This window comes from Streptomyces sp. NBC_00057, assembly GCF_045041165.1.
GTDB lineage: Bacteria > Actinomycetota > Actinomycetes > Streptomycetales > Streptomycetaceae > Streptomyces.
In genome coordinates this window covers 2816753-2842307 of the sequence record NZ_CP108256.1, presented here as the reverse complement: position 1 = coordinate 2842307, position 25555 = coordinate 2816753, and the positions used below count along the sequence as shown (strand labels likewise).

At 67.5% G+C, this 25555-nt stretch carries 14 protein-coding genes; 9 read left to right on the top strand and 5 right to left on the bottom strand.

The window, feature by feature from the left end; translation table 11 throughout:
- The first annotated feature begins 9 nt into the window (after positions 1-9).
- On the top strand, positions 10-1044 hold the full coding sequence (locus OG953_RS13135) for an NAD(P)/FAD-dependent oxidoreductase (RefSeq protein ID WP_405691799.1): 1035 nt from the start codon (positions 10-12) through the stop codon (positions 1042-1044).
- Between the two features lie 151 nt (positions 1045-1195).
- Here the strand turns inward: OG953_RS13135 and OG953_RS13130 are convergent, their stop codons facing one another.
- Positions 1196-1825, bottom strand: coding sequence for a YceI family protein (locus tag OG953_RS13130; protein WP_405684312.1), 630 nt, complete (start codon positions 1823-1825; stop codon positions 1196-1198).
- A gap of 227 nt (positions 1826-2052) precedes the next feature.
- Between OG953_RS13130 and OG953_RS13125 the strand changes: the two genes are divergently transcribed.
- On the top strand, positions 2053-2577 hold the full coding sequence (locus OG953_RS13125) for a hypothetical protein (RefSeq protein WP_405684310.1): 525 nt from the start codon (positions 2053-2055) through the stop codon (positions 2575-2577).
- Positions 2578-3124: 547 nt separating this feature from the next.
- Here the strand turns inward: OG953_RS13125 and OG953_RS13120 are convergent.
- Positions 3125-3412, bottom strand: coding sequence for a DUF1905 domain-containing protein (locus OG953_RS13120; protein WP_405684308.1), 288 nt, complete (start codon positions 3410-3412; stop codon positions 3125-3127).
- A 949-nt stretch (positions 3413-4361) separates the two neighbouring features.
- On the opposite strand from OG953_RS13120, the gene OG953_RS13115 reads away from it, so the two are divergent.
- The 3 genes from OG953_RS13115 to OG953_RS13105 all read left to right on the top strand — a co-directional run bounded on the left by OG953_RS13115 (position 4362) and on the right by OG953_RS13105 (position 15113).
- On the top strand, positions 4362-7895 hold the full coding sequence (locus OG953_RS13115; protein WP_405684307.1) for a LamG domain-containing protein: 3534 nt from the start codon (positions 4362-4364) through the stop codon (positions 7893-7895).
- Positions 7896-8216: 321 nt separating this feature from the next.
- Complete coding sequence (locus OG953_RS13110; RefSeq protein ID WP_405684306.1) at positions 8217-14591, top strand: RHS repeat-associated core domain-containing protein; 6375 nt, start codon at positions 8217-8219, stop codon at positions 14589-14591.
- 90 nt (positions 14592-14681) lie between these two features.
- Positions 14682-15113 (top strand): hypothetical protein, encoded by a 432-nt coding sequence (locus tag OG953_RS13105; protein ID WP_405684305.1) that lies wholly within the window; start codon positions 14682-14684, stop codon positions 15111-15113.
- Between the two features lie 305 nt (positions 15114-15418).
- On the opposite strand, the gene OG953_RS13100 is transcribed toward OG953_RS13105, so the two are convergent.
- On the bottom strand, positions 15419-15688 hold the full coding sequence (locus OG953_RS13100) for a DUF397 domain-containing protein (RefSeq protein ID WP_405684304.1): 270 nt from the start codon (positions 15686-15688) through the stop codon (positions 15419-15421).
- Positions 15685-16506 (bottom strand): helix-turn-helix domain-containing protein, encoded by an 822-nt coding sequence (locus tag OG953_RS13095; protein ID WP_405684303.1) that lies wholly within the window; start codon positions 16504-16506, stop codon positions 15685-15687. The genes OG953_RS13100 and OG953_RS13095 overlap by 4 nt, the downstream gene beginning before the upstream one ends.
- A 111-nt stretch (positions 16507-16617) precedes the next feature.
- On the opposite strand from OG953_RS13095, the gene OG953_RS13090 reads away from it, so the two are divergent.
- On the top strand, positions 16618-17100 hold the full coding sequence (locus OG953_RS13090) for an ATP-binding protein (RefSeq protein WP_405684302.1): 483 nt from the start codon (positions 16618-16620) through the stop codon (positions 17098-17100).
- A 97-nt stretch (positions 17101-17197) separates the two neighbouring features.
- Positions 17198-18070 carry an MBL fold metallo-hydrolase gene (locus OG953_RS13085; RefSeq protein ID WP_405684301.1) on the top strand — a complete coding sequence of 291 codons (873 nt, stop codon included), beginning with the start codon at positions 17198-17200 and terminating at the stop codon, positions 18068-18070.
- An 81-nt stretch (positions 18071-18151) separates the two neighbouring features.
- Here OG953_RS13085 and OG953_RS13080 read toward each other — a convergent pair whose 3' ends face one another.
- A complete protein-coding gene (locus OG953_RS13080; protein ID WP_405684299.1) occupies positions 18152-18619 on the bottom strand; it encodes a hypothetical protein in 468 nt (155 codons plus the stop codon).
- 399 nt (positions 18620-19018) lie between these two features.
- Here OG953_RS13080 and OG953_RS13075 point away from each other — a divergent pair, with 399 nt between their 5' ends.
- Both OG953_RS13075 and OG953_RS13070 read left to right on the top strand, forming a co-directional pair.
- On the top strand, positions 19019-22891 hold the full coding sequence (locus OG953_RS13075; RefSeq protein ID WP_405684297.1) for an endo-alpha-N-acetylgalactosaminidase family protein: 3873 nt from the start codon (positions 19019-19021) through the stop codon (positions 22889-22891).
- A 91-nt stretch (positions 22892-22982) separates the two neighbouring features.
- Entirely contained in the window at positions 22983-25328 is a 2346-nt protein-coding gene (locus tag OG953_RS13070; RefSeq protein WP_405684296.1) for a polysaccharide lyase 8 family protein, read from the top strand.
- Positions 25329-25555: the final 227 nt, after the last annotated feature.

Genomic DNA, 25555 nt, shown 5'->3' with positions numbered 1-25555 from the left:
ACGAACGACATGAACGACGTGGATCAGCGGTACGACGTGGTGGTGATCGGCGGTGGAGCCGCCGGGCTGAGCGGAGCCGTATCGCTGGCCAGGGCGCGTCGATCGGTGCTGGTGATCGACGCGGGCCGGCCGCGCAACGCCCCCGCGTCGCACGTGCACAGCTACCTGGGACGCGAGGGCGGTGCGCCCTCGGAGCTGCTGGCCGCCGGCCGTGACGAGGTGACCGGTTACGGGGGTGAGATCGTCGAGGGCACGGTGGTGGCCGCCGAGCGGCTGCCCGGTGACGAGGGGTTCCGTGTCGTACGGGAGGACGGGGCTGCTGTCGTGGCGCGCCGGCTCCTGGTGACCACCGGCCTCGTCGACGAACTGCCCCCGGTGCCGGGCGTGGCCGAGCGGTGGGGGCGCGAGGTCCTGCACTGCCCGTACTGCCATGGCTGGGAGGTGGCAACCCGCCCGATCGGCATCCTCGCCACCAGCCCCCTGGCCGTCCACCAGGCACTGCTGTGGCGCCAGTGGAGCGCGGACATCACCTTCTTCGTCCACACCGGGCCCGAGCCGACCGAGGAGGAATACGAGCAACTGGCCGCGCGTGGCATAGCCGTGGTCGACGGAGAAGCGGCCGGCCTTGAGGTGACGGACGACCGGCTCACCGGCGTGCGGCTGGCGGGCGGCCGGGTGATCCCGCGCGAGGCCGTCGTGGTCCAGCCCCGCTTCACCGCCCGCGCGGGCGTCCTCACGACCCTGGGCCTGGCGGCGGCCGAGCAGGAGATGGGCGGTCAGGTGATCGGCACATACATCGCCGCCGATCCGACCGGAGCGACGGAAGCCCCCGGCGTCTGGGTGGCCGGCAATGTCGCGGACCCCAAGGAGCAGGTCATCGGCGCCGCCAACGCCGGGATGCGGGCTGCCGCGGCGATCAATGCGGACCTGATCGCCGAAGAGACCGGCCGGGCGGTCGCAGCCCGTCGCCGTACGGCCTTCTCGGCGGCGGCGGAGCGCGAAGTCTGCGCGCGGGTGCTCGGGGAGCGACGACACGGGTTGTGACCGGCCGGTCCGCAGGGGCCGCACGAAGGGAATGGTCCGGTCGGACCACGGCAGTGCGCGGTCCCGGCCGACGACGAGCGCCCGCCTTCCGACCCCGGGCGGGGGAGGAGGAAGGCGGGCGCGCTCGGGTTCAGGCGTGCAACGGGAGGCGTCAGGCCTGCGGTGCTGCGGCCTTGATCGCGGAGATGTCGAAGTTGAGCTTGACCTTGTCGCTGACCATCACGCCGCCGGTCTCCAGCGCCGCGTTCCAGGTCAGGCCCCAGTCGGAGCGCAGGATGTCCGCGCTGCCCTCGAAGCCGACGCGCTCGTTGCCGTAGACGTCGGTGGCGGAGCCGTTGAACTCCAGGTCGATGGCGAGGGGACGCGTGACGTCCTTGATGGTGAGGTCGCCGGTGATGCGGTACTTGTCGCCGCCGAGCTGCTCGGCACTTGTGGAGCGGAAGGTCATGAGGGGGAACTTCTCGGCGTCGAAGAAGTCGCCGCTGACCAGGTGGCCGTCGCGGTCGGCGATGCCGGTGTCGACGCTGGCGATCTTTACGTCGATCGAGGCGGCGGAGTTCGAGGGGTTGTGACCGTCGAGCTTCAGGCTGCCCTCGTGCTCACCGAAGGAGCCGCGCACATTGGTGACCATGGCGTGACGCACGGTGAATCCGATGCTGGAGTGCGCCGGGTCGATCGTGTAGTCGCCGGTGAGGGCGGCCAGGGCCGGGTCCACGGCGGGGGCGGTGGCGACGGCGGTGGCGGACGGGGCGTTGTTGTTCTTGCGGTTGAACAGAGCCATGGCTCCTCCTCGGGGGACGTGATCGAGTGGCGGTCGAAGTTGTTGTTTAACCTTCAACGAGATTGACTTTAGCGCCATCTAGTTCAAAGTTCAACATCAGGGCTGCAGATTGTTGCGAGGGGCGGCTCGCCTGCCGTCATCCGCTCCCTTTGTCCTCTGGCGGACGCGCGTAGAACTCGGGCACTATCTCCCTGCCCCTTATTTGTCATGAGCAGGAGGAGTCCCTCATGGTGTCCCGTATGACACTGCGCCCCGTCCTGACCGCCCTCGCCCTCGTCCTCGGCGTCCTCTTCGCCCCCGGCGTCGGCGTTCTCGGCAGCGGTGCCACCCAGGCCCACGCCGTCACGAAGCTCACGCACGCACAGGCCACCGCCCGCTTCAGCTCATCCGGAATCACCTGGTCGTCCTCCGGTGGCTGCTCCAACCGCAACGTCGCCACCTGTACCTCGTTCGACCAGCTCAACCTGGCCACCGCCCAGGGCGCCCAGACCCTCAAGAGCGCCACGGGCTGCGCGCTGAACATCACCGGCGGTACCGAGACCGGGCACGCCAGTGGCACGTACTCGCACTGGAACGGCTACAAACTCGACTTCGCCAAGTCGACCTGCCTCACCAACTACGTCCACAACGTCTTCACCTACATAGGCGTGCGCGGTGACGGCGCCCCCCAGTACCAGTCGGGTTCCGGCAACGTCTACGCGGACGAGGGCAACCACTGGGACGTGACGTACTACAACTGCGGCGGCTGCTGACTTCCGCACGCATCGACCCGCACGGGGTGTCCCTGTCCGCCGGACAGGGGTACCCCGTGCCGCTGTCTCACACCACGCCGGCCGCGCCGGGCCTCGACGCGGTGCACCACCTCGTCGATCCGAATGTGTGACCGGCAAGCACGCCCAAGCCCCGGCAGAACCAGGAAAGGTGAGGTGCCGGTGAAGCACTCCGCAGGCCCGCCGCCTGGTCGCCGCCGTCCGAACTTGTGGCACTGGCTGCGCCCCCGGAGTTCACGGGCGTTCGTCCTCGGCATCTGCATGGCCGTCGGCGGGCTCGCCGGCGGGTGCGCTCCGCGGTGGACGGAAAGGGGATCTGGACGGCCTTCGGCATCTTCGGCGTGGGGGTTCTCGGAGTTGTTCTCACCACTGCGTGGATCGTGACGTACGCGCGGGAGCGCTGAGGAGAGGGCTCGGGCACAGCAGCCGGGGCGCGGGCGCCGTCCGGATGTAGAAATGGGCCGGCCTGCCAAGCAGTTCGAGCGAGGCGGCCGGTCGCGATCCTGCCGACGTCCACATCACGCGACAGCTACACGCGGACGGTCATGGTCACGGTCACCTCGTCACCTGCCGAGAGTCCCTGCGGCTTGCGGACCGCGTTCTTGAGCGGCAGCAGGTAGCTGCCGTCCTTGGGGAAGAGCGACGTGGTGAAAGCGGTCTCGCCGATGCGAGCGTCCACGGGGACCGCGCCCCAGCCGTACGTGGCCAGCGCAGCCACCTCGCGGATGTCAGCGGCCTGTTCGTCGGGCACGGCGGCGAAGTAGAACGGTGAAGGACCCCGCCACTCGATGACGCGGCCGGTGAATACAACGTGCACGAGGTCGATCCGTTCATCGAGGGAGCCGAATGCCGGGCAGCGTACATGCGGGCTCACTCGGCACAAGAGGTGGCGGTCGCCCACCTGCGGGAGGCGACCGCCACCCGCAGGATCAGGCCCCACACCTACCGTGAAGCACCGCGGGTTGCCGTCGTTCGCGGCGCCCGGTCGACCGAGGCGCGCTGTCTCCTGCGGAACGCCGGTACAACTCGTATGCCGCGCCGTGTCCCTGACGAAGCATCACGAATGCCAAGTCTGAGGGAACCTGGGCACCGGAGACCTAGCTGAGCTCTGTCCGTGCAGCCACAGCTGCGAATTCCCTGTCTGTTGCACAGAGTTGCGTGGTATCCCCCGTCTCAGCGGGGCAGCGCCCACCAGCCACTTGCTCCTGTCCCGGTGGTTGTCGCTCCAGGCGGAGCCCGCGCGCACCTCCAGGCGAATCTCGACGTGGGGTGAGCGATGTTCGCATTGTGGAACATGGTGTGGCGTGGAGCGAAGGCCCTGTCGGCGGTGTGCGGGCGTGTTGGGGGAGTAAATCAGCCTGCTGGAGCCAGAGTTCCCATGACTTTGTGGACCTTGTGGTCTGTTTTCACATGCCCTTGGTGATCGGGTTTCTGTTGGCGGACTCGGCACCTTCACTGCCGCAATCTGCCCAGATGGTGACCCAGGTCACTCTTGACCAATCCCGATCTTGACCAGATATTTGGCTGACTTTTGTGAAGGCTATGTAGGTAATGGGGCGGGGCATGTGAATGGCGGGGTGTGGCGTCGAGTGCGTCACGGTGTGTGCGCGCTGGCTGTTGCGGCCACAGTGGCGGGTTCGATTCCTGCTCTGACCTGGCAGGCCGTGGCTTTACCCGCATCCTCTGGTGAAGCTGTGGGGGAGTCAGCATCGCCGGAGTCGAGAGCTTCGGCTGCTGCGGCAGCGTCGGGTGAACGTGTAGAGGTTGTGGAGGAGCGCACCGAGCGGGAGACGGTGTTCGCGAATCCTGACGGGGCGACGTTCACGCTGGAGAAGTCGATCGCGCCGGTGCGGGTCGTCGCCGCCCAGGGCGGTGGCTGGGTGGATCCCGATGCGACGTTGGTGGAAAAATCCGACGGTTCGGTCGGTCCGAAGGCCGCGGCCGTGGATCTGGCGTTCTCGCCGGGCGGTGCCGGGGCGAAGCTGGTCACGATCGCTGAGGGCACGCAGTCGGTGTCGCTGGGGTGGCCTGGTACCTTGCCCGCTCCACGGCTTGATGGCGCACGTGCCGTTTACGAGAACGTGCTGCCCGATGTGGACCTGGTCCTCACCGCGACGGTCGAGGGCTTCCGCCAGGTCCTGGAGGTGAAGACCCCCGAGGCTGCGGCGAATCCGGCGCTGGACCGCATCGAATACCAGCTCGGCGCAGAGAATTTGACGGTCCAGGCCGGCGCCGGAGGCGGAGTGGACGCCCTGGACGGCAACGGCCGTCCGGTGTTCCGGTCGCCTGCGGCACGGATGTGGAACTCGGCGGGCGACGACACCCTCCCCGCGGTTGCGCAGCGCTCGCTGTACCTTGCCGGACCCGCTCAGGCTGATACGGGCGAGGTTGTGCCTGCGGGCCCTGCGGAGGAGGGTGACCCGCTGGCCGGACCGGGCGCGGGTGACGCGTCCTCGGTCCTCGGCCTGGCGGTCACCGACAGATCCGTGACGGTCGAGCCGGACCCTGAGCTTCTGGCAGCCACCGACGAGGCGGACTTCCCGCTGTACATCGACCCGTCGATCGAGCTCAACGAGTCGGAGCGCACCGTGCTGTCGTCGGACGGCGATGTGTTCTGGAACTTCTCCGGCGGCGACAACGGTATGAGCGTCGGCAAGTGCGGATCCGCGGTGATCGGCGGCATCTCCTACTACTGCGGCAACGGCTATGTGAACCGGATGTACTTCGAGTTCGACCCGGGCAAGCTGAAGGGGAAGCACATTCTGGACGCCACGTTCCGTGTCACGGAGACGTGGTCGTTCTCCTGTGACGCGCGGTGGGTCGATCTGGAGCGCACGAACAACATCTCGCCGTCATCGAAGTGGCCCGGCCCGACAAAGCTGGACCAGATGGGCGACCGCAACGTGTCCGCGGGCCGCGGCAGTAACTGCGATCCTTCCCAGCCGCGCGCAACGATCAAGTTCCACGACAACGCGGCAGAACCGGACGAGAACCTGGCGCCGACCGTCCGGAGCTTCGCCGACGGGAAGATCTCGCGCCTGACGCTGATGCTGATGGCGAAGGACGAGTCGGACACCGTTTCCTGGAAGCGGTTCGACGACGACGCGGTCCTGAGCGTCGATTACGTCGGCAAGCCTGCGAAGCCGAGCGCCATCGGCCTGGTCACGGGATCCAGCCAGACGTGCACGACCACAGAGTCTGCCCCGGCGATCGCCACCGACCCCACTCCCGCACTGACCGCCACGGCCCAGACGGAATCAGGCGGGGAGTCAGGGGCCAGCCTGCGGATCGTCATGGCTCTGGACAAGAAGACCGGCACGACCTGGACGAAGGCGGTGGGAGACATGCTGGTGCCGTCCAGTCCGGTCGGTGACAACGTCAAGGTCACCGCGTCGCCGTCCACCGCGTTGGAAGAGAACACGGTGTACCGCTACCGGGCCTGGACCCGGTCGTACTACGGTTCCGAATGGCTGTCCGGCCCGTCGAACGCTTCCACAACCGGCTGGTGCTACTTCAAGGTCGACAGCAAGGCACCCAAGCCCCCGACCATCGCGTTCAACAAGACTGCCCCGTACACCCCGTGCACGGCGAACGACTGTGTCCCGGGCGGCAAGCCCGGCCAGGCGGGGTCCTTCACCCTTGGCCCGGCAGCGGGGGACGTCAATACCGCTTACCGGTACAAGCTGTCCACCGACACCGCGTGGTCGTCCTACATGCCCGGAGCGACCGTGACGATCGCACCGGTGCCTCCTACCTCGGGCACCATGACCCTGCAGGTGGAAGCGAAGGACACCTACGGTCCAGGAGCCGCCAACTCCGTTGAATTCGTTGTCAAGGAGGGCGACGGCCCGGTCGGACGATGGAACTTCCACGACACGGGCGCGGAGGCGGTCGATTCCTCCACCACCGACCCCAAACTCCAGGACAACGCCACCCTGACCGGCGGCGCCGCCCGAACCGGCCAAGGGCGCCGCGGCGAAATCACGATCACCCCGGCCACGGAAACCACACCGGCGGTCAAGGCCACGGACAGCGGCCTCAGCCTCAACGGCACCACCGGCTACGCCTCAACCGCCGGCCCCGTCATCGACACCCGCGCCTCGTACACGGTGGCCGCGTGGGTCCGCCTGAACACAGACACACACAACGCCACCGTCATGGGGCAGGACGGCGTGAACCGCAGCCCGTTCCTGCTGGGCTACGAGCAGAGCACCAAGAAGTGGTCCTTCCGCGAGGCCGACACCGACGCACCCGCCGACGGAACATCGTCCTACCAGCGGGTCACCTCCAAGACTGAGGCCGTTCCCAAGGCATGGACCCACCTGGCCGGTGTCTTCAACGCCACGGACAACACGATCACTCTCTACGTCAACGGTGAGCCGCAGGGCACCACGCAGTTCACGACGCCATGGGCGTCGACCGGACGTCTGCAGATCGGCCGCGTTCAATGGTCGGGCACATACACGGACTACTTCCCAGGCGTGATCGATGAAGTAGCGGCGTGGCAGGAGGCACTGACCGAGCTACAGGTGAAGCAGGAGAGCACGCTGCTCGATGCGTACGGAAAGCCTTCCGCGGAACTCGTCGCCTCATGGAACCCCGCTCAAGCCACTGGCACGTCGCTGGCCAACAGTGCACCGGGTTACGACGGCACCCTGTCTCTCTCCTCGGGCGCCTCGCTGGTCGACGACGAACTGGTACTGGACGGCACCTCGGGTGCCGGAACCACGCCGGGCCCGGTGGTTGACGACTTGGGGTCATTCACGGTGACGACACAGGCAGTCGTCGACGCCGCCGAGATCGTGACGAAGCCGGACAAATACAAGGCCCAGATCCTCGGTCAGCGTACGGCCACCGGATCTTCTTGGAGCCTGTGGTTCGAAAAGACCGACACACGGCAGGAACCCGAGCTCGACGAGAACGGCGAACCAGTCCTCGACGAGAACGGCAATCCCGTGACGAAGACGGTTCCGGTCGGCCGGTGGAACTTCGGCCGTCTGACCGCCGACGGCACAGGAGCATCGGTCGTCAGTAAGGAAGAAGCCGTCCTGGACTCCGAGGTCCGCCTCACGGGTGTCTACAACGCCCAGGACAGGACTATCCAGCTCTATCTCACCTCGGATTCTCAGGGAGACGACGCCATGGCCTACACCGCACAGGTCGGCAGCGGTGAACTCTCCGCCGGTAAGGGATACCTCGGAGCTTGGGGTAACTACCTGCCCGGACGGATCGGAGACATCCGCCTCTGGGCGGGAGCAATGAGCGACGGCACACAGGTCTACGACGTCGTCGGAACCTGACACCGCCCCGCTGCTCTGTCAGCTCGCCACGGGGCCGGCCATCACGGCCGGCCCCCGCGGTCCCACCATCCCACTCCGCCCCAGCGCCGCCTTTCGCCTACCGGTGACCGGCCTCTTTCCCGGAGAGAAGACGTGTTCGTTTCCAGACCCTTCCCCACGTTCCTGAAGCGCGGCGCAAGACGCCAGCCCGGCACCGGGACCAGGAAGACCCGCATCCCCTTGGTCGGAGCGCTGGTTCTCGCACTGTCCATTCCAGCAAGTCTCACCCCCCTCGCCGTCGCGGCGGATCCGCTGGGACGTCCGGACGTTCCAGCGCCCAGGGTGAGCAAGGTCAAGACGATCTCCGCGCTCGGGGCAAAAGAGGCCCGAGAGCGGGTGGCAAAGAACAGGGCAACCAACAGCAAGCAGGCCGCCCGGGCACGCAGTGAGCGGGCCGCCCACTGGCCGAAGGCTTCACACAACACCCAGAAGATATCCGGCAAGCCCGCGACGGCCACCGTCTCCGTCACCACACCTCGTCCCAAGAAGGTCTCAGCACGCAACGGGAAACCGGCCGCTGCTGCCGCAGGCACCGCCACGGTGAACGTGCTCGACCAGAAGACGGCCCGCAGTGCGGGTATCACCGGCGTCGTGTTCACCGCCGCAGCTGAATCCCCTGGTACTGCCAGTATCACCGTCGACTACTCCACCTTTGCCGATGCGATCGGCGGCCACTGGGGTTCCCGCCTCGGCCTCGTATCCCTGCCCGCCTGCGCGCTCACCAGCCCGCAGAAGGCCAAGTGCCGTACGCAGACGCCCGTCCAGTCCCGAAACGACGCCACGAAGCAGACCGTCTCCGCACAGGTCGCAGTGCCGCAGGCGACCGCGGCCAAGGGCGGACCGTCAGCAGCGGGTGTCTTCGCCGTGACGGCGGTTGCCGCTGCTCCGGCATCCGGGTCCGGTGACTACAAGGCGACCCCGCTGACCGCCTCCTCCAGCTGGGAAGCAGGCGGTTCGTCCGGGGCGTTCACCTGGTCCTACCCGATCAGCGTGCCGCCCGCAGCAGCGGGCCCCGCCCCCTCGCTCTCGCTGTCCTACGACTCCGGCAGCACCGACGGGCGGACCGCGAACACCAACAACCAGGGCTCCATGCTCGGTGAAGGGTTCGATCTCACCTCCTCCTACATCGAGCGCAAGTACGGCTCGTGCGAGGACGACGGCCAGGACGACAAGTCCGACCAGTGCTGGAAGTACGAGAACGCCTCCCTCGTCCTCAACGGCAAGGCCACCGAACTCGTCAAGGACGACGCCAAAGGCATCTGGCACCTGAAGAACGACGACGCCTCCCAGGTCACCCACGAGACCGGCGCCGACAACGGCGACGACGGCGACAACATCGTCGACGGCAAGGGTGACGGCAAGGGCGAGTACTGGAAGGTCGTCACCGGTGACGGCACCACCTACACCTTCGGCCTGAACAAACTTGACGGCGCCGGCACCGAGCGCACCAACTCGGTCTGGACCGCACCCGTCTTCGGCGACGACGCCGGAGAACCCGGATACTCCTCCGACACCAACTTCTCCGGCCGCGCCAAGACACAGGCATGGCGCTGGAACCTCGACCTCGTCACCGACATCCACGGCAACGCCTCCACCTACTGGTACAAGGCGGATACGAACCACTACGCCAAGAACGGCGACAAGACCAAGCTCGCCGCCTACACCCGCGGCGGCTACCTCGAAGAGATCAAGTACGGACAGCGCTCCAACACACTGTTCACCGGCAAGCCCTCCGGCACCGTGGAATTCACCTACAAGGAACGCTGCACCGCCACGGACTGCTCCTCCCTGACCGAGGACACCGCAAAGAACTGGCCCGATGTCCCCTTCGACGCCATCTGCACAGCCGACGAGACCGACTGCCTGCCCACCGGGCCCGCGTTCTTCACCCGCAAAATGCTCACCGGCATCGACACGAGCGTCTGGTCCACGGCCGCCGAGCCCGACGCGTACAAGCCGGTCGACAGCTACAGCCTGACCTACCAGTTCCTGGACGGCGCGGACATCGGCAACCCGTCCGACAAAACGCTGACTCTCAAGACGCTCCAGCGCACCGGGAAGAACGGCGGCACCATCACCGTGCCGCCGGTGGAGTTCGACTACCACATGCGGCCAAACCGCGTGGAATCCGACGCCGACAAAATCGTTCCGCTGACCCGCCCCCGCATCAACACCATCACCACCGAGACCGGCGCCATCACCACGGTCACCCTCTCCGGCCCGGAGTGCGTCCGTGGCAGCAAGATGCCCAAGGCCGAGGACGACAACAGCCTGTCCTGCTACCCCGTGTACTGGCCCGCCAACGGCGGCGACCCGCAACTGGACTGGTTCCACAAGTACAACGTCATCTCCGTTTCCACCTCGGATCCAGCCGGCCAGAACGAGGCCGTGGAGAATTCCTATACCTACGAGAACCCCGGCTGGCACTACAACGACGACCCCTTCACGCCCGAGGACGAGCGCACCTGGTCCAGCTGGCGCGGCTACCGCAAGGTCACGACCTACACCGGTGACACCAGGCACCCGCAGTCCAAGACGGTCCGTCAGTACATGCAGGGCATGCACGGCGACAAACGCCTGGACAGCACAACCCGCACCGCCACCGTCCCCGGCATCGACGTGGCAGGCCTGGACGTATCGGACGCCACCGACTACGACCAGTACGCAGGGTTCCTGCGCCAGGAGCTCACCTACAACGGCACCGAGCCCGTCTCTGTGACGGTCAACAACATCTGGGGCAAGGAAACCGCCAGCCAGCAACGGTCCTACGCCCACACCAAGGCCTACTTCATCCGCACCGGCCGCACCTACACCTACACCTACCTGCCCATCAGCAGCACCTGGCGGCGCAGCTACTCCTCCCACACCTACGACAACACCTATGGCATGGTCACCCAGACCGAAGCCATCGGCGACCAGGCCAAGACTGGAGACGAAACCTGCACTCGAGTCTGGTATGCGCGCAACCCTGACAAGGGCCTCACGAGTCTTGTTTCCCGGACGCGTGTCGTCGGGTCTGCCTGTCTGGACTCCGCCGGGGCTGTCATCACCGACGACAAACTGAACCTTCCGGCGAACTCCAAGACGCGCGGAGACGTGCTCTCCGACGCCGCCGTCGTCTACGACGATGCTGCCGCCACTGGCTGGTCCGCCTCGCAGACACCGACCCGCGGCATCGCCACCTGGACCGGCAGAGTCAAGGCATACCCGGCCGCGATCGGTACGAATGACCGCACCCCGGCCCTCAACGGCGGCTGGCAGACGGTCACCAAGACCACGTACGACACCCTCGGACGCCCGCTCAGCGTCACGGACGCCAAGGGCAACGCCACCACCACGACGTACTACCCCGCAGCGGCCGGCCCGCTCACCTCCACCGTTGTCGCTGCGCCCAAGCTCGCCTCCAACGGCCAGTCCCACAAGACGTACACCTACGTCGACCCGGCACGCGGTTCGGTCACCAGCACTCTCGACGCCAACGTCAAGAAGACCGAGAACAGCTACGACGCACTCGGCCGCATCACCGACACCTGGGCCCCCAACCGCAGCAAGGGCACCGACACCCCGACGGTGAAGTACGACTACAACTTCGCCCGCGGCAGCCAGCCCTGGACCTCGGTCGCCACCCTCAAGGCCGACGGCAAGAGCTACCAGACCACCTACGCCATCACCGACGCACTCCTGCGCCCCCTGCAGACCCAGACCGCATCGCCCCTCGGCGGCCGCATCCTAACCGACACCCGCTACGACTCACGCGGCCTCGCCTACGAGACCTACGCCGACATCTACGACAACCTCAACGCCCCGGACGGCAAGTACGCCCGTGCCTCCTACGCCCACACCCCGGCCCTGACCCGGACCACGTACGACGAGGCAGCACGCCCCGCAACCAGCACGTTCACGGTGTTCGGTGACGACCGGTGGTCGACCACCACCAGCTACACCGGTGACTCGACCGCCACCACGGCGGTCAAGGGCGGCAATGCCACCCGCACCATCACCGACGCCCTGGGCCGCACCGCCGAGACCCGCACCTACGCGGGCACCGAGCCGAACGACACCGCGTACGGCGCCACCGTCGGCACCGCCTACACCCGGGTGAAGTACGACTACACCCGCGACGGCAAGCAGTCACAGATCACCGGCATCGACGAAGCCAAGTGGACCTACACCTACGACCTGTTCGGCCGCCAGACCAGCGCCACCGACCCGGACAAGGGCGCCTCCAGCACCGAGTACACCGATCTCGACCAGATCGACTTCACCACCGACTCACGGAACGCGATACTGCTGTACGGGTACGACGAGATCGGCCGCAAGACCGATCTGTGGCAGACCTCGAAGGCGGACGCCAACAAACTCGCCCACTGGAGCTACGACACTCTCCTCAAGGGCATGCCCGACGCTTCCACCCGCTACGTCGGCGGCACCACCGGCAAGGCGTACACCAAACAGATCACGGCCTACGACACCCTCGGCCGGGCCACGAGCACCGACGTTCTGTTGCCGGCCGACGACTCGCTGGTCATCTCCGGCGCCGTAAAGGACAAGATCACCTTCGGTACTGACTACCGACTCGACGGCGCCGTCAACAACACCAAAGAACCCGGCATCGCCGGACTCCCCACGGAGATCGTCGAGCCGAAATACAACTCCGTCGGCCTGACCACCGAACTCTCCGGAACCAACACCTACCTCCTCGGCGTCACCTACTCCGCCCTCGGCCAGGCCGAACAGCTCACCCTCGGTGCGGGTGCCAAGAACACCTACATCAACAACACGTACGAGGCAGGCACCGGCCGACTCACCCGCAGCAACGTCACGGACCAGACCCACCCGTACATGCTGCAGGACCTCAACTTCACCCAGGACGAAGCAGGCAACGTCCAGTCCATCTTCGATCCCACCACCCTCGGCGGCACCACCAAAGCCGACAACCAGTGCTTCGCCTACGACGCCAACCGGCGCCTGACCGAAGCCTGGACCCCCAAGTCCGCCGACTGCGCAACCGGTGGCCGCACCACCGCCAACCTCGACGGCGCCGCCCCGTACTGGACCAGCTATACCTACAACAACGCCGGCCAGCGCGACACCGAGACAACCCACGCGGCCACGGGTGACGCCACCACCACGTACGGATACAAGACGCCGACCGGCCAGCCCCACCCGCTCGTCAAGACCACGGGCGCCAAGGCCGCCACGTACGCGTACGACAAGGCGGGCAACACCACCAACCGCCCCGGAACCCAAGCCACCCAGACCCTGGACTGGAACACCGAAGGCGAACTGGCCTCCACCACCGAACCAGCAGCCGGCACCAAGCCCGCCCTGGGCACCACCTACCTCTACGACGCCGACGGCGAACTCCTCATCCGCCGCGCCACCGGAGACGGCGACACCGTCCTCTACCTCGGCGCCACCGAAGTACGCCTCACCACCAAGGGTGCGACCAAGACGGTCTCCGGCACCCGCTACTACAGCGCCGCGGGCCAGACCATCGCGGTCCGCACTGCAACAGCCGGTGTTGCAGGCAGCAAGCTCAGCTTCCTCGCCGCCGACCACCACGGCACCAGCAGCATCGCCGTGGACGCCACCACCCAGGACGTCACCAAGCGCTACACCACCCCCTTCGGCGCCTCCCGCGGAACGAAGTCCACGACCTGGCCCGACGACAAGGCATTCCTGGGCAAGCCCGCCGACACCACCACCGGGCTCACCCACATCGGCGCTCGCGAATACGACCCTAGCGTTGGGCAATTCATCAGCGTCGACCCTGTGCTTGCCGCTGACCAGCATCAGTCGCTCAATGGCTACAGCTACGCCAACAACACCCCGGTAACTTCGGCCGACCCCACCGGGCTGTGGATCGACGACGGCACAGGCCACAGCGAGCCCAGGCGTGACGGGGGCGCTGCCACGGCACCTAGTCCCACGCCCGGCAAGACCAGCGGTACATCCACGAGCGGAACCGCTCCCTCTGGTGGTCGTGAATCATATGAGGTAGAGAAGTCTCAGTACGGGAATCAAGATTTGTCCGACCGATTTCAGCAAGATCGGATGGCGCAGATTCTGGGTGGAGGGTTCGGACTGCGCGACGAGATCGATGATGGCGGGGACCAAGTATTCAATGCTTGCATGGGAAGGGGAGGGGACAAGCGCGTATGCAACGGGGTAGAAGAAGTTTTCGAGCTGACTAAGTGGAATGATGTGCGCAAAGCGGTGGGGCGCATCGACGAATCCTGGGCCAGCCCGGAAATGCACAAGAAGAACAATGGGAGAGGGTTCGACGACAAGGAATATTCGCTTGCCCTCTATCTGGCCTTGAAGGGTAAAAAGGTCATGTCGCGCAACGATTCCGATGGGGCGGGAGATGCTTGGGTGGACAGGATCCGGTCGGAATTCAAGGCGCCCACGTCCCGGAACGCAGTTCAGACGCGCCTCAAAAAGGCAAGCCGGCAAAATGTGGATCACGTATACCTGGATGTGCGAGGTACCGGACTTTACCAAGAAGACGTGGAGAGGGCTGTGAACGGGCAGGTAAACTCCTCCAGGGGAGGAGCTACATTTAGTGAGGTATGGGCGGTCGGAGGCGAGGCGTACGCATACCTCAATGGCGGGGTCTACGGCGCCTGGGACCTACGAGTTTACGGCGACTGAGCAGTTTGCCGAATTCACAGCTTGAGCGTGACGGCGGCCGAGGTTGCCGTCACGCTCATCGTCTGATTTTTCGTTGGGTAAGGTAGATTAATGGCAACCGGTGATTTCGATATCTTCATTAACTTTAAAACCGGGATGCACGTTGACGGAGGTCTTGACGTGGAGGCATCCCTTGATGTCGCAAGAGTAATTGACGGAGAATGTCGAGAGTCTTGGAGCGAGGCGGGTGCTAGATCATTTTCGATCCAAGGTGAGGCGGCGACTGCTTGGGTTGCTGAATTGACGGAAAGCGGCGAGTTCGTGCTCCCCGTCTTCCTTGAACATCCCTGTGATGTCGAACTGCGCTATCGCGCCGATTGTCCGAATTGGGGTGACGCCTTGGAGCTCGCGCGATTCGTTTTCCGCTCACTGGATTCACTTGAGAAGTACGACATGTTCATGATCCATGATGATGAACAGTTGGTTCAAATGAATTTCCCTCACCCCGATTTTCAAAGCCTGGAGGAGTTTGTCTATTGGTAGGTTGAAGAGTGAGGAATTTTTGTGGTTGAAGTGGCTGCCTTCTTTGGGGAGGGCCCGCACCGGCGCGTCTCGGTGATACAGGCTGCTGCCGGCCGGGATGGCCAGGATGGGCGCATTCAGGCGGGCGGGCATGCGGAGCGCGCGGATGCGGTGCTGGACGCGGTGATCGGTGCGGTCGTACCGGAGATCAGCGGGCTCGCGATGACACGACAACCGGAAGCTGCGACTCGTCGAAGGTCGCCGAGCCGGCGATCAGGCCCAACGGTCCGGCGCACGTGGGGCCGAAATCCCGGTGGTGTCGACCCTCAGGCTGTGAAGCCGAGGCCGAGGAGGGCGGCCCAGGCGGCGGGGGGAACGGTGAGGACGGGGCCGTCGGTGACTTTGGAGTCGCGGATGTGGACGGCGGCGGGGTGCGCGGCTACCTCGACGCAGGCGCCGCCCTGGTCGCTGCTGTAGCTGGACTTGCGCCAGTCGTAGGCTACTTCGACGCAGTCGCCGCCCTGGCTGCCGCTGTAGCTGGACTTGAACCAGGCGAGAGTGGTCGAGCTGGGGGCCGGGTGTGCTGCGCGGGTCATGACTCTCCAAGCAGTTCGTCCAGTAGGCGCGCGCTCTTCTCGACGGAAAGCGCCTGCGAACGCAGCATCCCATATTTCTGCTGGAGCACGCTGACGTCATCTGGATCTTCGTGAAGGTAGCTGGTCAGCTGCCCCTCCACGTAGGCGAGGTGGTCGTGGTCGGGGGTTTCCAGCAGCACCATCGGGCCATCGAGCGCGGCGTGCTTCGGCAGTTTCATCGGCATGATCTGAAGTCCCAGGAAGGGGAGTTCCATGCTTCGGCGCAGATGCCGGATCTGCTCACGCAGCATGGTGGGGTCCCCGATCTCGCTGCGCAGAATGCTCTCCTCCAGCAGGAAGTGGAGCATGGGGCGGGGCCTGCGTTCGAGGAGCCTCTGCCGGTCCAGTCGGGCGGCCACCCATTCCTCCTGCTCGTCCTCTTCGAGAGGCGGATAGAGACAGGAGAAGAGGAACCGGGCGTACTCCTCGGTCTGGAGCAGCCCCGGTACGACCTGGTTCTGGTACGAGAGCAGCGTCACCGCCTCCTGCTCGTAGTCCACGAAGTCCTGCACGAACGCCGGGAACCGCTCCTTCTGTGGCACCTTCGACACCGCGACCTGCAAAACCCCTTTCGTGCCCAGCAGGTCGTCGAGCTGCGCTGCGAAATCGGCCTGCAGCGGCCTGCGCCCCTGCTCGATCGATGCGATCGTGTCCTCGCCCACGCAGCACTGATCGGCCAGTGCCGCCTGCGTCATCCGGGCCGCCTTGCGGAACGTCGCCAACTGGGCGCCGATCAGGTGCCAGGACGTGATCCGCTTGTTCTTCTTCGCCGAGTGCATGAAGTGCCTCTCCCCGTCGCGAAACCCGGATGACCCGTCAGGAGCCGTACAACTGCGCTGTACGAGCCGACGCGCTGATCAACGGTAGTGACGTTGTGTGACCTTGGCGGTGTGAACGAACCAACTCAACTCCCCCACTTCCGCGAGGCGTTCTACCGCCGGGAACGCCGTTCCGTGCCGCTCGTACGACAGTTCGTGCGCCAGGCCCTTGTCGACTGGGCGTACGATGCCCGTGCCGGCGACGTGTTGCTCTGCGTGAGCGAACTCGCCACCAACGCCCTGCGGCACGGCGTCCCGCCCGGTCGCGGTTTCCGCATCCACCTCTACCTGGACCCGACCGACGGTCTCCTGCGTGTCGAGGTCCACGACAGCGGCGAGGGGGAGGTGCGCCTCGGCGATGAGGGCGCGGCGCCCGACGCGGAGGGCGGGCGGGGGCTGCTGCTGGTGGCGGCGCTCGCCGACAAGTGGGGGGTGGGGGAGCGGAACCCCGGCAAGGTGGTGTGGTGCGAGTTCGAGGTGCGTGGCCGGACCCCGCGCCCGGCGTCGGGCGTGCCGCCCTGTTTCGCGAGAGGGGCCCGGGACCCGAAGCACTAGGTCGGCGGGGCCTACCGGTTCCGGTCGCGCGTGCGCTATCCCTGGAACGGCGGCCCTCGACGGGGCCGTTTCCCGTGGAAGTCGAAGGAGCCCTGCCGTGGACGACTGGTACGTGGACGACCGCTGCACCAACTGCGACGTCGCCCGACAATTCGCGCCCGAGCTGATCGGCGAGGAAGGAGGGAAGTCGCGGATCCTGCGGCAGCCGAGCGACGAGGCGGAGACGCGGCGCTTACACGCCGCCGTCTTCGCCTGCCACACCCGCTCGATCCGCCCCGCGTCGGGGCAGCCGGACCCGGCGCTCGACCCGTTTCCGATGGCGCTGGACGACGGCGTACTGGTCTGCGGGCACAACTCCCAGCACACCGCCGGCGCCAACTCCTACCTGCTCCGGCGCCCGTCCGGCACGGTCATGATGATCGACACCCCGCGCTGGAGCCCCGGTCTCGCCGAGCGGTACGTGGCCGCGACGGGACCCGTCACCGATGTGCTGCTCACCCACCGCGATCACGTCGCGCACGGGCGCCGCTACGCCGACCACTTCGGCGCCCGGCTGTGGATCCACGAGGGCGACCTCGACGCGGCACCGGACGCGGACCAGGTGATCCGGGGGCTCGACCCCGTGGAGATCGGCGAGGGCGTCACCGCCCATCCGCTGCCCGGCCACACCCGGGGCAGCGTGCTCTACCTCGCGGACGACCGGTACTGCTTCAGCGGCGACAGCTTCTACTGGTCGCGTACGACCGACGATCTGGAAGTCGCGGAGAGCGTGACCTGGTACTCCATCGAGGAGTTGGCCGCCTCGCTGGCGCGGACGGCGGGGCAGCTGCGGTTCGAGTGGGTGCTGCCCGGCCACGGCGACCGGCAGCGCCGGGACGCCGACGAGATGTCCCGGCGGCTGCACGCGCTGGCGGAACGCACCGGGCTGCTGCGGCCCCGGCCGATCGACTTCACCGCCCTCCGCTGGTGACGTTCCACGTCCGCTGGTGACGCCTGCCGGACCGGCTCCACGCCGTCCGGCAGGCGCTCGGTCGGTGAGGCGAAACCGTGGTCAGTTCATCGCCATGACGGTCGGCTTCTCCGCGGCCATCAGCATGTACGGGGCCTGCGGATCGGCGTTCATCGCTCCGACCCACCGGTTGTAGAACGCGGTACCGGAATTCGCGGTCGAGCTCGAGTTGACCTCGAACAAGGCGAATGCCCAGACGTTCGAGCAGATCAGGACGAACTCCTGCGCAGTGACACCACGAAGGGTGGCAGTGGCCGCTTTGGACCAGCGTCGATCGTTCTCAGCGAGGTTCTCGCCGATGAAGGCCCGGAGATCATCGCGTGACGTCTGGTTGCGCTTGAAGACTTGTCGGTTGAACTGCCCTTTGGCGTACTGCGAGTTGAAGGGGTAAGGGACCCACATCCAGCTCCACCCCGGCCCGGTCCCGTTCCACTCGGCTTCCGCATCGGGATAATCGTGGTTGGAGATCACGGATTGGAAAGACTTACCCGGAGCGTCCAGCTTGAGCATGCTGCCCCTGAGGTCATCCGTCGGTGAGCCGCGGCAGCGGAGGCGCACTGCCCCCACGCGTGCTCGTCATTCGGCAGCAGGCTACGTGGAGGGCTTCGGGGTGAGGGCCGGCTTCGGGGAACTTTTCCACTGTTCCTGCACATACCCGTGGTCCAAGGGGCGATTCCAGCCCGTTCAGCGCTCGTTCACTGCTGCCCGCCCTGATGCCGTCCGTCCTGATGCCGTCCGTCCTGCTGCGGGCCGCCACCCGGCGCGGCCGCCCACCGCCGTACCTGACGATCGGTCACTGCCCCTGTCCCGCGCTCTGCTTGGACTTAAGCAACGCGGTTGTTGGACTGGTGCGTTCCGAGCCGTCGCAGGTCGTTGACGCTGTCCAGTCACGGGGACTACTCAGAGCACATGTCGCGAAGATTCACTTCGGCGGGCGCTGTCGCCGCCGCCTCAGCCGCCGTCCTGGCGCTGGTGGGGACCGCGCTCCCCGCCACAGCCGCCGCCCCCTCACCCGCCGCAGTCGAGTCGGCCGTACCCGCGGACGCCACCGTCATCCAGTCCGCGCAACTCGCGGTCGCCGTCGCCGACGACTTCCCGCGCGTCCTGGCGTACACCGACAAGGCGAGCGGCGATCAGCTGCTCGGCAGTACCCAGCCGGTCACCGCCGTCACTCTCAACGGCACCGCGCACCCCGTGAAGCTCAAGGGGGCGCCCGAGGTCACCGCCTCGACCGCCCGCTACACGCTGACCTTCACCGATCTGCCCGGCATCGAGATCGACGCCTCGCTCTCCGTCTCCGGCCGCGCCACCACCTTCAAGGTGACGGCCGTCCGTGACACCGAGGCGTTCCGCGTCGGCACCATCGACATTCCCGGCCACGACCTGGTCTCCGTCGGCTCCACGGACACCGGCGCCGCCACCGCCTTCACGCGGCTGGACAACGACTCGACGAAGACCGCCGACGTCTTCGCCCAGGTCACCCCGGACACCGCCGCCGACTCGGCGCCGGTCGGTGCCTCGTACGCCATCGTGAACACCGGCTCGCTCGCCGCGGCTGTCGAGTCCAACTCCTCGTACGACAAGCCCTCCGGCGCCACCGGCGGCGACGACGCGCGGTTCTGGCACCAGGCCCGCAAGGCCGACGACGGCAGCGTCCGGGTCGGTGTCTGGTCCGGCCAGTGGACCTACCGCGGCGACGGGGCGCCGAAGCCGGAGAGCGGGGACAACCTCCCCTGGGCGAAGGTCGTCGTCACCCCCGACGCCAACGGTGACAAGAAGGTCGACTGGCAGGACGGAGCCGTCGCGTTCCGCTCGATCGGCATCACGGCGCCCGGCAGCAAGGACACCCCGGACCGGGTCATCAGCCACATCCCGTTCAACTTCGCCAGCCAGGCCACCCACCCCTTCCTGCGCACTCTGGACGACGTCAAGCGGATCTCGCTCGCCACCGACGGCCTCGGGCAGATGGCGCTCCTCAAGGGATACGCCTCCGAGGGCCACGACTCCGCCCACCCCGACTACGGCGGCAACTACAACAAGCGCGCCGGCGGGCTGAAGGATCTCAACGCGCTCCTCAAGGACGGCAAGAAGTGGGGCGCCACCTTCGGCGTCCACGTCAACGCCACCGAGGCGTACCCGGATGCCAAGGCCTTCGACGAGAAGCTCGTCGACAAGACCAAGCCCGGCTGGAACTGGCTCGGCCAGAGCTACTACATCGACCAGCGCCGCGACATCAACAGCGGTGACCTGGCCAAGCGCTTCCAGCAGTTGCGCGACGAGACGGACCCCAACCTCAGCCTGCTCTACATCGACGTCTACTACACGCACGGCTGGATCGCGGACAAGACCCTCCAGTCCGTGCAGAAGCAGGGCTGGAACGTCGCCACCGAATGGGCCGACAAATTCGAGCGCGGCTCGCTCTGGTCGCACTGGGCCAATGACCTCGACTACGGCGGCGCCACCAACAAGGGTCTCAACTCGAAGATCATCCGGTTCATCCGTAACGACGAGAAGGACGTCTGGAACAACGATCCGGTCCTCGGCCAGACCGCCATCGAGGAGTTCGAGGGCTGGACCAACGAGACCGACTGGAACGCCTTCTACGACAACATCTGGCAGCGCGACCTGCCCGCCAAGTACCTCCAGCAGCAGAAGATCACCCGCTGGGACGGCAACGACATCACGTTCACCGGCGATGTCCGGGGCACGGTCGAGGACAGCAAGCGGACCTTCTACGACCACGGCCGCAAGGTTCTGAGCGGCACCGACTACCTGCTGCCGTGGGACGGCGGCAAGAAGCTGTACCACTACAGCAAGTCCGGCGGTACGAGCAGCTGGGCGGTGCCGTCCAACGGCGCGTACACCGTCTACAAGCTCACCGATAATGGCCGGGTCAAGGTCGGCACGGTCAAGCCCGTCGACGGGAGGATCACGCTGACGGCCGAGGCCGGTCAGCCGTACGTCCTCTACCCGGACCAGGCGCCGAAGGCCGCCGACGCCAAATGGGGCGAGGGCACCCCGGTGGACGACCCGGGCTTCAACGACAGCGGCCTCGACGCCTGGTCGAAGACCGGAACCGTCGCCCGCGACACCGACGACCAGGGCCGCAACAGCGCCGAGCTCTCCGGCACCGGCACGGCGGCACTCTCGCAGAGCATCTCCGGCCTCACGCCCGGCAAGCGCTACACCGCGTCCGCGCTCATCGAGGTCCAGCCCGGAAAGACCCGGCACACGACACTCTCGATCGGCGGGAAGTCCGTCGCCGTGGACCGCTCCACCGCTGAGGACTACGTCGCCGCGTCCGACTGGCACGGCACGTACTTCCAGCGCGCCAAGGTGAACTTCACCGCCCCCGCCAACGGCCGCGCCACCCTCCGTATCGAGGCCGCCAAGGGCAGCTCGGCGAGCGTACGGGCCGATGACGTACGGATCGTCGCCAACGCCCCGGCCACCGCTGAGAACACCGTCGTGTACGAGGACTTCGAGGACGTCGACCAGGGCTGGGGCCCCTTCCTCAAGGGCGACGCGGGCGGCTCCACCGACCCCCGGACCGTCATCTCCCAGCTGCACACCCCGTACACCCAGGCCGGCTGGAACGGGAAGCTCGTCGACGACGTCATCGGCGGCAAGGAGTCCCTCAAGGCCCACGAGGAGAACACCGGACTCGTCTACCGCACCGCCCCCTGGACCGTGCCGATGGCCGACGGCCACCGCTACAAGGTCGAGTACGACTACCAGTCCAGCCACGCCGGCGCCTACGAGTGGGTCGACGGCTACGACCGGATCACCGCAGAAGGAAACCCCGACTCGGTCGAGACCCGGACCACCCCCATCGGACAGCAGCGCACCACCGGCCACTTCAGCGAGACCGTCACCGCGGGCTGCGGCGACACCTGGACCGGACTACGCAAGCGCGGCGACGCACCCGACGGCGCCGACTTCGTCCTCGACGCGTTCACCGTGACCGACCTCGGTCCGGCCCCCGCCTCCGAGCAGGCAGCCTGCGGCACGCTCACCGTCGACCCGGCCGCCGAGACCCTGGAGCCGGGCACGGCCAACACCGTCGAGGCGAGCTTCACCAACTACGAGGCCACCGCGGCGACCGGTGTCGCGCTGAGCCTGACCGTCCCCGAGGGCTGGAAGGCGGAGCCCGCGGGCGCCGTCACCTTCGACTCGGTCGCGGCAGGCGCCAAGGTCACCGGCAGCTGGCAGGTCACCCCGCCGGTGGACGCCAAGTACCGGACGTACAGCCTGAGTTCCGGGGCGACGTACACGGTCGGCGGCGCACGGCGCACGCTCGACGCACAGACCTCCGTGCGGACCCTGCCGCCGCCGCCCACCACCGACAGTTGGGCCAGCGACCTCGACTGGACGGCCTCCCAGAACGGCTGGGGGCCCATCGAGCGGGACCTCTCCAACGGAGAGCAGGGCAGTGGTGACGGCACCCCGCTGAAGATCGGAGGCACCGCCTACACCAAGGGCCTCGGCAGCCACGCCCCGGCGAAGATCCGCTACTACCTGGGCGGCCGGTGCACCTCCTTCACCGCCCAGGTCGGCGTGGACGACGTACAGACCTCGCGAGGCAGCGTGCAGTTCAGCGTCACGGCCGACGGCACCGAGAAGGTGAAGTCCCCGGTCCTGAAGGCCGCCGACAACGCCTGGTCGCTCACGGCGGACACCACCGGCGCCAAGTACGTCGAACTGGTCGTCGGCGACGGCGGCGACGGCAACGGCAACGACCACGCGGACTGGGGTGACGCACGCTTCCATTGCGGTAGTTGAGAGCGCAGGATGCGGGACGGGTGCCCATGGTGGGCACCCGTCCCGCACCCGCATGCGATGGCCTTCCTCCTCCGACGAACCGGAGCCGTACATGCCGAACCCGCCCGTATGGTCACGCCGTACCCTGCTCGCCCTCTCGACCGCCACCGTCCTGGCGATCTCCCTCCCCGGTCCCGCGACGGCCGCGGTGGCCGCCGAGGCAGACGAGTTCGACACCCTCCGCCTGCGCTGGACCGGGATCGCGCTCGGCACCGGCTTCGACGCGGCCGCCGAACCCTACGCCTCCCGCCTCGCCGAAACCGGCACGCTCGCCCGCAAGTTCAGGGCCACGATGAGCCCGGCGGCCGACTCGCTGTGGCCCGGCATCACGTACAACCCGCCGTCCGGCATCACCCAGGGATACAGCCGCCTGTGGACGATGACCCAGGCGTACGCCCAGCCCGGCACCGGATCGACCGGCGACGCCGCCCTGCTCGCCGACATCGTCCGCGGCTACGACCACCTCGCCCGGACGGCCTACCACTCCGCAGTCACCCCGTACGGCAACTGGTGGGAGTGGCAGATCGGCAGCCCGCGCATCCTCATGGACATCACGTCCGTGCTGTACGAACAGTTGGGCGCGGCCCGCGTCGAGGCCGCCTGCGCCGCCGTCGACCACTTCATCCCCGACGCGGTGCTCCGCGACTACAGCGGCACCTCCACCGGCGCCAACCGCGTCGACCTGTGCCGCTCCGTCGCCCTGCGCGGCGTCCTCGGCCGGGCGCCCGCGAAGGTCGCACTGGCCAGGGACGCACTGTCACCCGTCTTCCCGTACGTCACCGAGGGAGACGGCCTGTACGCGGACGGGTCGTTCATCCAGCACACCACCGTCGCCTACTCCGGCACCTACGGCCAGGTCATGCTCGACGGCCTCGGCCGCCTCTTCGCCCTGCTCGCCGGATCGACCTGGGCCGTCACCGACCCGAACCGGCAGATCATCCTGGACAGCGTCGAGCGCGCCTACGCGCCGCTGATCTACAACGGCCTGGTCATGGACAGCGTCAACGGCCGTGCCATCAGCCGCGGTTACCTGAAGAACGACGAGCTTCAGGTGATGCGCGGCGACCACTTCCACGGGCAGGGCATCATCGCCGGGATCGCCCTGCTCGCCGCGGGCGCCTCGGCGGCCGAGCGCGACCGGTGGCACGGCATGATCAAGGGTTGGATCGCCCGCGACCGGACCAGCCCGATCCTCACCGCCCGCCAGTTCGGCATCGCGGACCTGGCCCGGCTGCACGCGGTCCAGGCCACCGCCGTGCCGGCCGAGCCCGAGCGGGTGGGCCACCACCTCTTCGCCGACATGGCCCGCGCCGTGCACCGCCGTCCGGGCTGGGCCGCGGGCATCTCCATGGCCTCGGAGCGGATCTCGCACTACGAGTGCGGCAACGGCGAGAATCCGCGCGGCTGGCACACCGGCGCCGGGATGCTCTGCTGGTGGCCGGGCGAGAAGGAGAACGACCAGTACACCGACTGGTTCTGGCCGACCGTCGACTTCTACCGACTGCCCGGAACGACCGTGTCCACCAAACGGCTCGCCGACAAGGCCGGTGGCGAGTGGGGTGCCCCGAAGCCCGCGGTGAAGTGGGTCGGCGGCGCCACGGACGGCGTATTCGGTGCGGTGGGCCAGCACCTCAAGGGCCTCGGCTCGACCCTGGAGGCCCGCAAGTCGTGGTTCTGCGTCGCCGACGCGGTCATCTGCCTCGGCGCCGGCATCACCAGCACCGACCAGGTCCCCGTCGAGACGATCGTCGACAACCGCATGCTCGGTGAGAACGGCACGGTCCCTCTCACGGTCGACGACCGCACCGGCCCCCGCTGGGCCCACCTCGCGGGTCACGGCGGCTGGGTCTTCCCCGGCGGCGCCGGCCTGCGCACCCTGCGCGAGGACCGTACCGGCGCCTGGTCCGACATCAACACCACCAGCTCCACCGAGCGCCGGACCCGCCGCTACCAGACCCTCTGGCTCGACCACGGCGCCGACCCGGTCGACGCCGAGTACGTCTACCTGCTGATGCCCGGCGCCTCCCGCAGAACCGTCGCCGCCCGCGCGGCCGACCGGCACTGGCTGACCGTGCACGCCAACACCGCCGCCGCACAGGCGGTCGCCGTCCGCTCGCTGGGGGTGACCGCCGCCAATTTCTGGCAGCCGGGTGCGGCCGGTCCGCTCTCCGTCACGGCCGCGGCGAGCGTGCTCGTACGGGAGGGGCGGCGTTCCACGACAGTGTGCGTCAGCGGGCCCGACCGGACCGGTGCGCCGGTGGACGTGGTCTGGGAGCGGCCGGTACGGGAGGTCGTCTCGGCGGACCCGGGGATCGAGGTACGTGCCACCGGCCGACGGCTGGTGCTGAGGGTCGAGCCGGGAACAGAGGGAGGCACCCTGCGGTGCGAGGTCCGGTAGACGCCGGGGCTCAGGAGGAGTGAGGAGTGGGGACGCAGGGCCGGGGTATTCTCGCGGAACTCCGTCGTGCGTCCCGCCCCGGTGACCGGCGCGGGAGCGGTGCGGGACCGGCCGGATGCCGTCCGCAAGGGCCCGGACCCCCCGACCGGACCACACTCCGAGGCTGACATGAGTGTGCAGCAGACCACAGTGACCCTTTGTCGGACCCACACAAAGACGGACCCATA

Bases quoted from the DNA above. Each gene is read 5' to 3' on its own strand.
- OG953_RS13135 (WP_405691799.1), top strand. From the start codon at position 10: ATGAACGACGTGGATCAGCGGTACGACGTGGTGGTGATCGGCGGTGGA.
- OG953_RS13130 (WP_405684312.1), bottom strand. From the start codon at position 1,825: ATGGCTCTGTTCAACCGCAAGAACAACAACGCCCCGTCCGCCACCGCC.
- OG953_RS13125 (WP_405684310.1), top strand. From the start codon at position 2,053: ATGGTGTCCCGTATGACACTGCGCCCCGTCCTGACCGCCCTCGCCCTC.
- OG953_RS13105 (WP_405684305.1), top strand. From the start codon at position 14,682: ATGGCAACCGGTGATTTCGATATCTTCATTAACTTTAAAACCGGGATG.
- OG953_RS13100 (WP_405684304.1), bottom strand. From the start codon at position 15,688: ATGACCCGCGCAGCACACCCGGCCCCCAGCTCGACCACTCTCGCCTGG.
- OG953_RS13095 (WP_405684303.1), bottom strand. From the start codon at position 16,506: ATGCACTCGGCGAAGAAGAACAAGCGGATCACGTCCTGGCACCTGATC.
- OG953_RS13080 (WP_405684299.1), bottom strand. From the start codon at position 18,619: ATGCTCAAGCTGGACGCTCCGGGTAAGTCTTTCCAATCCGTGATCTCC.
- OG953_RS13075 (WP_405684297.1), top strand. From the start codon at position 19,019: ATGTCGCGAAGATTCACTTCGGCGGGCGCTGTCGCCGCCGCCTCAGCC.
- OG953_RS13070 (WP_405684296.1), top strand. From the start codon at position 22,983: ATGCCGAACCCGCCCGTATGGTCACGCCGTACCCTGCTCGCCCTCTCG.